Source organism: Bradyrhizobium cytisi (genome assembly GCF_008123515.1).
Taxonomy (GTDB): domain Bacteria; phylum Pseudomonadota; class Alphaproteobacteria; order Rhizobiales; family Xanthobacteraceae; genus Bradyrhizobium; species Bradyrhizobium cytisi.
Genome location: NZ_VSSR01000001.1, coordinates 138326 through 151320, shown reverse-complemented (window position 1 = coordinate 151320; position 12995 = coordinate 138326). Strand labels below are relative to the sequence as shown.

Genomic DNA, 12995 nt, shown 5'->3' with positions numbered 1-12995 from the left:
TCGTGGGCTCGGAGATGTGTATAAGAGACAGCTTTTCGGCTGACGGGCTGCTTGCTGGCATTGGCAACCAGCGTTTCTCTCCCGATAGGGACGGTATCGGCGGCGCCGCTTCAGCCGGCGGCGATCCAGCAGGGCGCAACTGGACCATCCGACCTCGTCGAGGTGCGCGCTGCCGGCCGACGTGGCGGCGCGGCCGTGGGGCCGCGCGGCGGAGCCGTGGTCCATCGCGGCGGCGCGGCGGTCGGCCCGCGCGGCGCCGCCTATCGCGGCGGCACCGTCGTGCGAGGACCACGCGGCAACGTCGCGGTTCATCGCACCACGGCAGTGGCCGGACGCGGTGGATGGGCGCGGCCCGGCCGCTATTACTGGCCGCGAGGCGGTGCGATCGCCGCCGGTGCGGCGATCGGTTTCGTCTCAGCGGCCACGGCTGCTGCCTGGGCCGGCGCGGCACCCGCGCCGGGGATGTGCTGGTACTACACCGATCCGTCCCGGACCCAAGGGTTCTGGGATTACTGCCAGTGATCGCAAGCAGGACCGTGATGGTGACGAAGCATATCGCTGCCGCAGCCGTTGGCTCAGTGTTACTCCTGACGCCCGGCGCACCGGCTCAGGCCCAGAGGTCGCTCCGAGTGAGGCGCGTGCAATCGCCAGGGAGGCCACGATCTACGGCTTCCCGCTCGTGGACAATTACCGCGTCCAGTACGCCTATTTCGTCGACCGCGGCAGCCCTGAATTCAAGGCGCCGTGGAATCATATCTTCAATAACGCGCGTGTCTACACGCCAGAAGACAAGGCTATCCAGACCCCCAATTCCGATACGCCGTATTCCTATGTCGGGGTCGATCTGCGCGCGGAGCCTGTCGTCCTCACAGCGCCGGAAGTTGAGAAAGGGCGTTACTACTCTTTGCAGTTCATCGACATGTACACGTTCAATTTTGCCTATGTGGGAAGCCGCGCCACAGGCAACGGTGCCGGCAGCTATCTGCTCGCCGGACCCAAATGGAAAGGCGAGAAGCCGAAAGGCATCAAGGCGGTGATCCCGTCCGAAACGGAATTCGCGTTCGTGCTCTACCGTACACAGCTTTTCAATCCCGGCGACATCGACAACGTCAAGAACATTCAAGCCGGCTACAAGGTCGAACCGCTCTCGGCGTTCCTTGGCAAGCCTGCGCCGCCGGCCGCGCCGGCGATCGATTTCTTCAAACCGATCGGGACCGACCAGGAGCGAACCTCGCTCCAATTCTTCTCGGAACTGAACTTCATTCTCCAGTTCTGCCCAACGCATCCGTCCGAGAAGGCCCTGATGGCGCGCTTTGCCCGGATCAGCGTCGGCGCGGGTAAACTCTTCGATTCCGACGCGTTGTCTCCGGACATGCAGAAGGCGTTGCAGGACGGCATGGCCGATGCCTGGGCCGCGTTCAAGGTCCACAAGGAAACGGAGGTGGACACGGGCAAGGTTTCAAGTGCGGACAGCTTTGGAACGCGTGCCTTTCTGAAGAACAATTACATGAGCCGCATGTCCGCCGCCGTGCTCGGCATCTACGGCAATTCGAAGCAGGAGGCCTACTATCCGGCCTCTTTTGTCGATGCTGACAAGCAGAAGCTGGACGGCAGCCACAGCTATACGCTGCGCTTCGCGCCAAACCAGCTGCCGCCGGTCAATGCGTTCTGGTCGCTGACGATGTACGAACTGCCGGCGAGCCTGCTGTTTGCCAATCCGCTCAACCGCTACCTGATCAATTCGTCGATGCTGCCGTCGCTCAAGCGCGACGCCGACGGCGGCATCACGCTGTACGTCCAGAACGAGTCGCCGGGCGCGGACAAGGAATCAAACTGGCTGCCCGCGCCGAAGGGACCTTTCCTCGCGGTCATGCGGCTGTATTGGCCCAAACCGGCGGCACTCGACGGGAAATGGAAGGCGCCGCCGCTGCAGCGGGTGAATTGAGGGAACGTCACATCATGAAAATGAAATCGACCCTGACCCTGTCATTCGTCTCGTTCGCCGTGACCGGTACGGTCGCGTTCGCAGCGACGCCCACGCCGGAAACGATCCCCATCACCGTCGACAATTTTGTCCGCGCCGAAAGCGATTTGTATTTCCGCGGGATATTGAAGGACAGCGGCGGAATCGGGAAGGTTCTGCACCGCCGCGAGCCGGCGGCGATCGACAAGCAGACTGTGATCCGGCTCAACCGCGATACTCTCTATTCGTCGGCCGTTTTCGATCTCGATGCAGGGCCTGTGACGATCACGCTGCCTGACACGGGCAAACGCTTCATGTCGATGCAGGTCATCAATGAGGATCACTATGTGCCGGAGGTCGTCTACGGCAAGGGCAGCCATACGCTCTCGAAAGACAAGGTCGGCACGCGCTATGTCGCCGTCGCGATCCGGACGCTGGTCGACCCGGCCGACCCGAAAGATATCGAAACGGTTCACCGACTCCAGGACGCCATTACGGTCACCCAGAAGACTGCCGGCGCGTTCGAGGCGCCGGACTGGGACCAGGCCAGCCAGAAGAAAGTGCGCGACGCACTCCTGGTGCTCGGCTCGACCATTCCGGACTTCAAGAAAGCGTTCGGCACCAAGGCCGAAGTCGATCCCATCCGGCACCTGATCGGATCAGCGGCGGCCTGGGGTGGCAATCCCGACAAGGATGCAATCTATCTCAACGTCACGCCGGCGAAGAACGACGGCACGACGGTCTACAAGCTCGACGTGAAGAATGTTCCGGTCGACGGGTTCTGGTCCGTCAGCCTCTACAATGCCGAGGGGTACTACGAGAAGAATTCGTACGACGCCTACTCGATCAACAGCATCACCGGCAAGAAAAGCGCCGATGGCTCGATCGCCGTTCAGTTCGGCGGCTGCGACGGCAAGGTTCAGAACTGTCTGCCTATCATGAAGGGCTGGAACTACACCGTGCGGCTCTATCGTCCGCGGACCGAAATCCTGAACGGCAAATGGAAATTCCCGGAGCCGCAGCCGGCCAGCTAGAGGATCAACCATGAGCGGCTATGATATCTTCGCCTGGATCGTGCTCGTGATCTTGCTCGTGAGCGCGATCGGCGTGGTCTGCATCGCCGGCTGGCTGCCCGGGCATATCGCGAAATCGCGCGGCCATCCCCATGCGCAGGCCGTGACGGTCGCCGGCTGGATCACGCTGTTCTTCGGCTTCGCGCTGTGGCCCCTCGCCTTCATCTGGGCCTATGTCGACGTGCCCTCGCGCAAGAGCGGAGACGCGTGATGGCCGTCGCGATCCTCAACATCTATCTCTTGCTGCTGTTCCTGCTGGTTCATTTCAAGGTGGTGCCTTTCAATCTGTTCTGGAAAGTTTCGCCGTTCATCGTTCTGGTGCTGGTGATGTTCGGCCTGCTGGTCCCGATGGGATGGGGCGCGCCGCAAGGCAGCGCACTGGTCGTGCGCAACGCGGTCTCGATCGTGCCAGACGTCGCGGGTGAAGTGACGGATGTTCCTGTGGTCGCCAACGCGCCGCTGAAGTCCGGCGACGTGTTGTTCAAGATCGACCCGACGCCCTATGCGGCGCAAGTCAAGGCAATCGACGCGCAGTTCAAGCTCGCCAAAACGCGCCTCGGCCAGATGACACAGCTTTACGAACGTGACGCTGGCCGCGGCTTCGACGTCGAGCAGCGCCAGTCGGAGGCGGACCAACTCTCGGGCCAGCTCGAGGCCGCGCAATGGAATCTCGACAAGACAATCGTGCGCGCGCCTGCCGACGGTTACGTCACCAACCTCGCGCTGCGCAAGGGCGCGCGCGTCGGCACCTTGCCGTTGTCGCCGGTGATGGCCTTCATCGATACCTCCTCGACCATCATCGGCGTCGAGATCAACCAGATCGACGCGCGCTACGTCGCGCCCGGCCAGCAGGTCGAGGCGACGTTCAAGTTCGCGCCCGGCCAGATTTTTGCCGGCAAGGTCGAGAGCGTGCTCCAGGCGATCGCGCCCGGGCAAACGCAGACCTCGGGCTCCGCCGTGATGCCGAAGGCAATCGAGGCCGCGCCCTTCGTCGTCCGCGTCAGGCTCGACGACGCCGAATTCGCCCGGCGCCTGCCGGCCGGCAGTGCCGGGACAGCGGCGATCTACACCGATCACGTCAAGCCGACTCACGTCGTCCGCCGCGTGATCCTGCGGCAGCTTGCGATCCTGAACTACGTCAATCCGTTCTGAAGGCACAAAAGACGATGGGGACATGCGACATGATGAAGAATTTTCGGAAAGGCGCGCTTGCGGTCGTGCTGGCGCTAACGGTTTTCGCGGCGCAGCCCGCGCTCGCCGATGAAGGCGGCATCAGCTTCTGGCTGCCCGGGAATTTCGGCAGCCTCGCCGCCGCGCCCGGCACGCCGGGATGGTCGTGGGCGACAGTCTACTATCATACCGACGTCAGCTCCGGCGCGGGCCAGCAGTTTCCGCGTGGCGGCCGCGTCGACGTCGGCATCAGCGGCAAGGGCGATATCGCCCTTTTCGGGCCGACCTACGTGTTCGCCACACCCGTCCTGGGCGCGCAGCTCTCCGTCAGCGTGCTGGGTGTCGGTGGCAGGAATGAAGCCTCGGCGGCGCTGTCGCTGACGGGACCGCTCGGCAACACCATCGGGATCAATCGCACCCAGGATCTCGTCGCCTTCGGCGATGTCATCCCGGAGGTCGCGCTGAAGTGGAACATGGGCGTCAACAATCTCATGGTCTACGGCATGGGCGACATTCCCATCGGCGCCTACAATTCGTCCCGGCTTGCCAATCTCGGCATCGGCCACGGCGCGATCGATTTCGGCGGCGGCTACACCTACTTCAATCCTCAGACCGGCAACGAATTCTCCTGGGTCGCGGGCCTCACCTACAATTTCAAGAACACCGACACGCAATACCAGAACGGAATGGACTTCCATCTCGACTGGGGCGCTTCGCATTTCGTCACCAAGCAGGTTCAGCTCGGGCTGGTCGGTTACTACTTCCAGCAGGTGACCGACGATTTTGGGGCACCGCCGGCGCTTGGCGGTTTCCGTTCGCGTGTCGCCGGCGTCGGGCCGCAGGCCGGCTTCCTGTTTCCGGTCGGCGACATGCAGGGCTACCTCAACCTGAAGGGCTATTGGGAGTTCGCTGCGGAGAACCGCCCATCGGGCTGGAACACCTGGGTGACGTTCGCGATCTCGCCCGCGGCGCCGGAGCCGGCCTCCGCAAAGCCGATCGTGCGCAAATACTAGAGGAGGCGTTCAGGACGCTCTGATGGAAGGAGATTGGATCAGAGGCACACTTCGCATCGGCTTCCGGACATCGATCATCACGGTGTTCGTTGGCGTCGTGCTGCTCGTGGGCCTGACGCTGGTCTATCTCAGCTTCGAGCGCGTCACCTCGATCACGCGGACGGCGGCGAGCGGCTTCATCGAGAAGGTGGCACAGTTGGGTGCCGATCACGTCGACGAGCAGTTCAAGAATGTCCGCGACAATCTCGACATTCTCTCTGCCCTGCCGTCGATCCAGGAAGCCGATATCGCGGACAATTCGCGGTTGTACAGCCTGATGGCGGCGATGCTGCGCAACAACCCGCAGCTCTTCAATCTCTATGTCGGCTACGAGGACGGCTCGTTCATCGAGATGGACGTGATCGATCGCGCCAGGCCGGAGTTCCGGACGAGCCTGAAGGTCGATCAGGATGCGGCGTTCCGGCTGGTCGTGATCTCGCGCACGGCCGGCAGCGCACCGGTCACGCAATATCTGTCGGAAAACATCATCCAGGTCGCGGAGGTCGCCGGGCCCACCGGCTACGACCCGCGGCAACGGCCCTGGTATGTCGAAGCGTTCAAGAACGACAAGACGCTGCTGACGGGGCCTTACGTCTTCTACGCCACGGGCGAGCCCGGCTACACGCTGCGGACGCCGCTGAAGGAGGGCCGCCGTGGCGTCGTCGCCGGCGACATCCTGCTGAACCGGTTCGAGGACATGCTGGCGCAGCAGAAGCTCGGCCGATCCGGGCTCGCCTTCCTGTTCAACGCTGCCGAGCGCATCGTCGGCCATCCCGAGATGAGCCGCCTGATGGCGGAGATCCCGGAGCGGCAGGATGGCCTGCCGCAAATCGGTGCGCTCAAGCTGCCCGCGCTGGTCCCGATCATGCGCTCCTGGCGCGATGGCGGGCCGGCGCAACAATTCTTCGACGACGACGCCGGCCGGACCTATATCGCGGCGGTCCACCGGCTCGATACCGCCGGCTCGGCCAATGTCCGGCTCGCGATGATCGCGCCGCTCGACGAATTCTACGCCCGGATCATCAACGAGCGCCGCACGCTGTTCGCGCTGGCGCTGGCCTTCGTCGGCGCCACGCTGCCGTTCGCATTCTGGCTGGGGTCGCTGATGGCGCGGCCGCTGCGCAAGCTGGCCGAGGAAACCGACGCGATCCAGCGCTTCGATATCGCGGAACGGCCGCGCATTCATTCCGCCATCGCCGAGATCGAGGAGCTCGGCCGCTCGGTCTTCACCATGCGCAGCGTGGTCAGCAGCTTTGCAAGCTTCATTCCGCGCCCGATCGTGCGGCAGCTGATCGAGACCGGCTCGTCGCTCCGCCTCGGCGGTAGCAGGCGTGAGGTCACCGTGCTGTTCACTGACGTCGCCGACTTCACCGCCAAGACGGAGCGGGCTGACCCGTCGCAGGTGATGATTTTCACCTCGCGCTATTTCGCCGCGCTCTCGGACGAGATCATGCGGCACCAGGGCACGGTCGACAAATATATCGGCGACGCCGTGATGGCGCTCTGGAATGCGCCGGCGGACGATCCCGATCATACGGTCGACGCCTGCCGCGCCGTTCTCGCCTGCCTTGCGGCGAACGAGGCCCTCAACAAGGAGTTTCGACGGGAGGGCTGGCCGCCTTATGAGACGCGGTACGGCCTGCATGTCGGCGACGCCGTGGTTGGCAATGTCGGCTCCAGCGATCGGATGAACTACACCGCGCTCGGCGCCACCGTCAACCTGGCCTCGCGGCTGGAAGGCCTAAACAAGAACTACGGCACGCGCGTGCTGGTCAGCGCAGTGGTGCGTGCGCGAGCGGGCCATGCGTTCCTGTTCCGCAGCGTCGACAGCATCACGCCGAAGGGATTTGCCGAGCCGATCGCGGTCAGCGAGCTGCGCGGCGAATTGGCGCAGGCCAATGAGGCCGAGATCATCATGTGCCAGCGCTGGGACGAGGTTTTTGCAGCGATTGCGCAAGACGGTGCGGCCGACACCACGCTGGTCCGCCTCTCCGGCTTCCTGCTCGACTATCCCAAGGATGGCATCGCGCAGTTTCACGCCCAGCGTCTTCGCGCGGCGGCCGGGAATAAGGGAGCTGCGGCATGAGCGCTCGCCTAGTCAGCCGTCGGCAACTGCTGCGCCATGGCGCTGCGCTGACGGTGGCTGCGGCGCTCCGCGCGCCCGCCATCGCGCAGGCCCGCGCAAAAGTCCGGCTCGGTTATGTCCATGTCGTCGCCGTGGACGGGCACATCTGGACCGGCATCGATCGCGGCTCGTTCGCCAGGGAGGGCATCGATTTCGAGCTGCACGAATTCAACACCGGCCCCGAAGTGTTCGAGGCGATGATGCGGGACGAGCTCGACGTCGCCTCGGCTGGCGGCGTCATCTCCAACTACTTGGCGCTCGGCCGCGGCCGAGGCTTTCTCATCAATGACATCGAGGTCGCCACCGCGCAGCTCTGGGTCCGGCCGTCGCTGGGGGTGAACAAGCTGGCCGATCTCAGGGGCAAGCGGATCGCGACGACCATGAAGACCACGGCGCACATCTTTCTCGACCGCGCGCTGCGCGCCAACAACATCACCCCGTCCGAGGTGAAGATCGTCAACGCCAGCATGCCGGATGCCGTCAAGGCGTTCATTGCCGGCGAGGTGCCGGCCATCGCACTGTGGGTGCCATTCAATGTCGCCGTCCGCGAGGCGCTGCCCGACGCCGTGAAGCTGGTCGATGCCTCCGCCTTTTATCCGCAATCCGCCGTGCTCGGCGGCTGGGCGGCGCGGACGGACTATTATGCCGGGAACAGGGACGTGCTGAGCCGGATCATCCGCGGCTGGATCGGTGCGAACGACCACATGGTGCGGAACCCTGCGGCGGCCGCGGAGGCGCTCCAGGCTCACTACAAGCCCTCGCGCCCTGCCGACATCGCAGAAGCCCTCAAGGCGCAAAAACTCTACTCCGCGCGCGAATGGCGGCGGCTCTATGCTGACGGCACCGTGGTAAAATGGTTGCAGGAGGTCAGCGATTTTTTCATGACGGACGCCGGCGTCACTGGCGCGCTGCACGCGTCCGATTACTTCGACACGCAGCTTTACCTGGCGGCCGCCGGATAGAGGCGCGCTCAAGACAAGCCCGGCCACCACCGCCTCGAACTCGATCCATCCCCGTTGAAGCCGTCATGCTGATGCGCGGCAACGCGAATAGCGATATTCGGGCGCGGCGTACCATCATTCGTTCGAGCCAAACGGAATATTTTTCTCGGAATGCACGTTTCCTGAGCATTTTCCGGCGAGTCTGGGCCGTTACAGGCAGGAGCGTGCCCAACAACTCTGTTAGGATGCATCCCGCATCACATTCAGCAACGTGAGAGCGTGAGCATCCGCTGGATCGGTCAACTCGCGTTCCGAAATGTCGAGGAGACACGTCATGAAGATTGTCGTGATCGGCGGAACCGGGCTGATCGGGTCCAAGCTCGTTGCGAAGCTCAAGCAGCAGGGCCACGAGAGCGTAGCCGCCTCGCCAAGATCGGGTGTGAACGCCGTGACCGGCGAAGGCCTCGCGGCGGCGACGGCCGGCGCGGATGTTGTCGTCGACGTCGCCAATTCACCATCCTGGGAGCCTGCCGCCGTGCTCGAATTCTTCGAGCGCTCGAGCAAGAACCTCCTCGCTGCCGAGGCCAAAGCTGGCGTCAAGCATCATGTCGCGCTGTCGATCGTGGGGACCGACCGCTCGCCCGACATCGCCCTATTTTCGTGCCAAGCTCGCACAGGAGACCATCGTCAAGGCCTCTTCGGTGCCCTACTCGATCGTTCGCGCCACCCAGTTCTTTGAATTCCTCGGCGCCATCGGCGAAGCGGGCGTGACTGGAGGCAAGATCGTCGTTCCATCGGCGCTGTTTCAGCCGATCGCATCCGACGATGTGGTCGATAGCCTTGCCGAGGTCGCAACGGGACGGCCGCTGAACGGCACGATCGATATCGCAGGCCCCGAGAAGGCCCCCTTCAATGAATTCGTCGCGCGACGTCTGAAGGCGTCCGGCGACAATCGTCCAGTGGTCGGAGACCCCAGCGCGCAGTATTACGGCGCCCCGATCGACGACACCTCGCTGAACCCGCTCGGCGAGGCGCGGCTCGGGAAGACGCCGCTCGCAACGTGGCTCGCAAAGCCGTGAGGACCCACAACGGAGAGTAACGCCGGATCGGCCGGGACCGCACCGGGTCGATGATCGGCTTCCACGCGACGCCGGGCTACGAGACCTATCGCGGGCTCGGCTGGTGCGGCGTAATCGTCTGCGCCGTATGACGAGCCGGCCGTCCGGCGCGCTGGGACCGGTGGGCCAGCCGGCCCCCGGTGGTTGCAGGCACAAGGTTTTTAGCCACGGTCGTTTGACACGTCGGGCAAAGCGAAGGCATCGACGATCGTCGCGCCGTTTGCGGGCGCAGTGCTCTTTGCGAGGCCGGGAAGGCCTGCTGCGGCGGACAACGGGCCGCGCGGGGCACGCGACGGCCCAGTATTGAAACCAAGCCTGCGGGCCCAGGTTATTCCCGATGGTCCGGCCGATGCCGGCGTCCGCTTTCGCCCCGTTCACCCGTCATACCGAGCTTTCGCATGACGACGAAGACCCGCTTCAATATCGCCTATGCCATTGCCGCCATCCTTGCGGTCTTTGTCCTTCAGCACCTGATTGCGACGGTCGGCCAGATCGCCGTTATCTCCTACAGCGAGTACCAGCAGCTCCTGCGCGACAACAAGGTCGAGAGCGTCGGCATTTCGGATCGCACCTTGCAAGGCACGCTCAAGGAGCCGCTGCCGGGCGGGCAGAAGCAATTCATCACGACGCGCGTCGATCAGGATATCGCCCAGGAGCTCGAGAAGCACAATGTCCGCTTCACGGGCCAGATCGAAAGCACCTTCTTCCGCGATCTGCTGTCGTGGGTCATGCCGGTGCTGCTGTTTTTCGGCCTGTGGTGGTACGTCGGCCGCCGCATCGCCGAAAGCGGCGGCCTTGGCGGCGGCTTGATGCAGATCGGCAAGAGCAAGGCGAAAATCTACGTCGAGTCCAACACTGGCGTCACCTTTGCCGACGCTGCAGGCGTCGACGAAGCCAAGGACGAGCTTCGCGAGGTCGTCGATTTTCTGAAATCTCCCGCCGACTATGGCCGGCTGGGCGGACGCATGCCGAAAGGCGTGCTGCTGGTCGGACCACCGGGGACAGGCAAGACCCTGCTGGCGAAGGCGGTAGCGGGCGAAGCGAAAGTGCCGTTCTTCTCGATTTCGGGATCCGAGTTCGTCGAGATGTTCGTTGGGGTCGGCGCCGCCCGCGTTCGTGATCTATTCCAGCAGGCACACGAGAAGGCGCCTGCCATCATCTTCATTGACGAGCTCGACGCGCTCGGACGCGCTCGCGGTATCGGCCCGTTCGCGGGCGGTCACGATGAGAAGGAGCAGACCCTGAACCAGCTCCTGGTCGAGCTTGATGGATTCGACTCGCGATCGGGCCTCGTCATCCTCGCTGCAACCAATCGGCCCGAAATCCTCGATCCCGCCCTGCTCCGAGCCGGTCGCTTCGATCGCCAGGTCCTCGTCGATCGCCCGGACAAGAAAGGCCGAGTCGACATTCTGAAGGTGCACATGACCAAGGTGCGGCTCGCCCCCGACGTTGAGGCGGAGGCGGTGGCCGCACTGACGCCGGGATTCACCGGAGCCGATCTCGCCAATCTCGTCAACGAGGCGGCGCTGCTGGCGACGCGCCGCGGGGCCAAAGCAGTCGGCATGAGCGACTTCAACAACGCAGTCGAGCGGATGGTCGCAGGACTTGAGAAGCGGAACCGCCTGCTCAACCCTCGCGAGCGCGACATCGTGGCCTACCATGAGATGGGTCACGCACTGGTCGCTCTGTCGCTGGCCGGGGTTGACCCGGTGCATAAGGTGTCGATCATCCCGCGCGGCGTTGGCGCGCTCGGCTACACCATTCAGCGGCCGATCGAGGACCGCTTCCTGATGACGAAGGAAGAGCTGGAAAACAAGATGGCGGTTCTGCTCGGCGGCCGCGCTGCCGAGTTGATTGTGTTCGGCCATCTGTCGACCGGAGCCGCCGACGATCTGCGCCGCGTTACCGATATCGCCCGCAGCATGGTGACGCGCTACGGCATGTCGGAGAAGCTCGGAAGCATCGCCTACGAGCGCGATCCCGGCAATTTCCTGGCGAGCACGGATCGTCCCTACCCGGTGCGCGAGCGCGAATATGCCGAGGAGACGGCAGCGGCCGTCGACCGGGAGGTCAGGGTGATCGTCGACAATGTGTTCCAGCGGACGCAGGGCCTGCTCACGATGCGCCGATCCATTCTCGACCGCGCCGCAAAGCAGCTGCTGGAGAAGGAGACGCTGGAGCAGAGCGATATCGACAAGCTGATCCGAGAGGTGCCCAAGGAAGGCTTGCGGGCGGTCTGAAGTCGGATGAGGTTTGGTCGAACCGATGCGAGCCGAACGGCCGAGCGAAGCATCCGTCACCGCTGCGCTCGACGCGTCAGGTCGGCCGCTTCCTGCCGGGATCCCGAACAGTATTACGGCGCTCCCATTGACGACACTTCGCTGATCCCGCTCGGCGAGGCGCGGCTTGGAAGAACGCCGCTCGCAACCTGGCTTACGAGCGTCTGAGGATCCGCCCTACGGCCGTCGCGGCGGGCGCAGGCATCAACCACCGCCCTCCACGAACGCGACCGGCGTGCCTTTCGCGACGCTGGTTGCGACGCGTTCGGCGTCCCAATTGGTGAGGCGCACACAACCATGCGATTGCGCCTTGGAGATATTTTGCGGCGACGGCGTGCCATGGATGCCATAGCCGTCGGCGGACAGGTTGATCCACATCGTGCCGACCGGATTGTTCGGACCGGGCCTGATCTTGAAGGGCTTTCGGGAATGAACACCCTTGAAGTGATAGGCGGGATTGTAGCGATAGGTTGGATTGGGATCGATCTCGGTGACCTTCAGCGTGCCCGAAGGTGACGGCTTCTCCTCGCTGCCGACAGTCGCCGGATAAAAGCCGATCAGCGCATTCGACTTGTCGAACAGTTTTACGGTTTGCCGCTTCTTGTCGATCTCGACCCTGCCTGCCTTCACGGGCGCAGCGCTTCCACCGTCGCTCGTGTCGACCACAGTGATGGTCTCACCGGCGCGGTCGAAGTGGCGCCCAGGGTTGAGCGCGGCCAGCAGCTGCTCGCTCATGTGAAACTTCTCGGCCAGCGCTTCGCGCGGACTGGTGTAACCGAGCCTCGGAATGTCCTTCATGTCCTCCATCTTCGACGGAAGCTTGCGCAGGAACGGGCCGGCGACGTCCTTGTCGATGATGGTGTAGGTCGCCGTCGGCGGCCGGTCGTCCGCCTGCAGCGCCTTCCAGACCTCGTCCGTCAGCTCATCCGTACCAGGCAATTGCCGCGCTTCCGCATAGGCGCGCAGTGCCTTCCGGGCGTTCTCCCCGAATTTGCCGTCGATCTCGCCCGGCGAGAAATGGGCCCTGTCCAGCAGCACCTGCAGACGCACGCCCGCCGCGGTCGGCTTCTCATTCGACAGGGTCTTCTTCGAGGGCGCGGCGGAACCGATCGCGGCCGCATCCATCCCGGCGGCGAACGCCGGTGCGGCCGCCAAGACCAAGAGCGTGACCGCGAAAACAATCTTCGCCGCCGCGCGTCGCGCCGCCGCCTCGATCATAGTCCAGCTCCGGCGTCGAGATACTCGTCGGATTGGCAACTCGACTCGATCGCGGA

General features: G+C 64.0%; 10 protein-coding genes and 2 pseudogenes. 11 read left to right on the top strand and 1 reads right to left on the bottom strand.

What is annotated here, in order from left to right; genetic code table 11:
• The first annotated feature begins 123 nt into the window (after positions 1–123).
• The 11 genes and pseudogenes from FXB38_RS43570 to FXB38_RS43565 all read left to right on the top strand — a co-directional run.
• Positions 124–522, top strand: a complete 399-nt coding sequence (locus FXB38_RS43570; protein ID WP_430640150.1) for a hypothetical protein — start codon at positions 124–126, stop codon at positions 520–522.
• 121 nt (positions 523–643) lie between these two features.
• Entirely contained in the window at positions 644–1945 is a 1302-nt protein-coding gene (locus FXB38_RS00655; RefSeq protein WP_246229579.1) for a DUF1254 domain-containing protein, read from the top strand.
• Between the two features lie 20 nt (positions 1946–1965).
• Positions 1966–2997: a DUF1254 domain-containing protein gene (locus FXB38_RS00650; RefSeq protein WP_430640149.1), complete on the top strand. Its 1032-nt coding sequence runs from the start codon at positions 1966–1968 to the stop codon at positions 2995–2997.
• Between the two features lie 10 nt (positions 2998–3007).
• Positions 3008–3247: a DUF3302 domain-containing protein gene (locus FXB38_RS00645; protein ID WP_148748847.1), complete on the top strand. Its 240-nt coding sequence runs from the start codon at positions 3008–3010 to the stop codon at positions 3245–3247.
• Entirely contained in the window at positions 3247–4188 is a 942-nt protein-coding gene (locus tag FXB38_RS00640) for an HlyD family secretion protein (RefSeq protein WP_148748846.1), read from the top strand. The genes FXB38_RS00645 and FXB38_RS00640 overlap by 1 nt, the downstream gene beginning before the upstream one ends.
• A 32-nt stretch (positions 4189–4220) precedes the next feature.
• Positions 4221–5219: a SphA family protein gene (locus FXB38_RS00635; RefSeq protein WP_148748855.1), complete on the top strand. Its 999-nt coding sequence runs from the start codon at positions 4221–4223 to the stop codon at positions 5217–5219.
• Between the two features lie 22 nt (positions 5220–5241).
• On the top strand, positions 5242–7344 hold the full coding sequence (locus tag FXB38_RS00630) for an adenylate/guanylate cyclase domain-containing protein (protein WP_148748845.1): 2103 nt from the start codon (positions 5242–5244) through the stop codon (positions 7342–7344).
• Entirely contained in the window at positions 7341–8345 is a 1005-nt protein-coding gene (locus FXB38_RS00625) for an ABC transporter substrate-binding protein (RefSeq protein WP_148748844.1), read from the top strand. Before FXB38_RS00630 ends, FXB38_RS00625 begins: the two co-directional genes overlap by 4 nt.
• Positions 8346–8658: 313 nt before the next feature.
• Positions 8659–9403: pseudogene (locus FXB38_RS00620) on the top strand (SDR family oxidoreductase).
• Between the two features lie 437 nt (positions 9404–9840).
• On the top strand, positions 9841–11682 hold the full coding sequence (gene ftsH, locus FXB38_RS00615) for an ATP-dependent zinc metalloprotease FtsH (protein ID WP_148748843.1): 1842 nt from the start codon (positions 9841–9843) through the stop codon (positions 11680–11682).
• 99 nt (positions 11683–11781) lie between these two features.
• Positions 11782–11889: pseudogene (locus tag FXB38_RS43565) on the top strand (NmrA family transcriptional regulator); the annotation flags it as partial.
• Between the two features lie 36 nt (positions 11890–11925).
• Here the strand turns inward: FXB38_RS43565 and FXB38_RS00605 are convergent.
• Complete coding sequence (locus FXB38_RS00605; RefSeq protein ID WP_148748842.1) at positions 11926–12939, bottom strand: L,D-transpeptidase family protein; 1014 nt, start codon at positions 12937–12939, stop codon at positions 11926–11928.
• Positions 12940–12995: the final 56 nt, after the last annotated feature.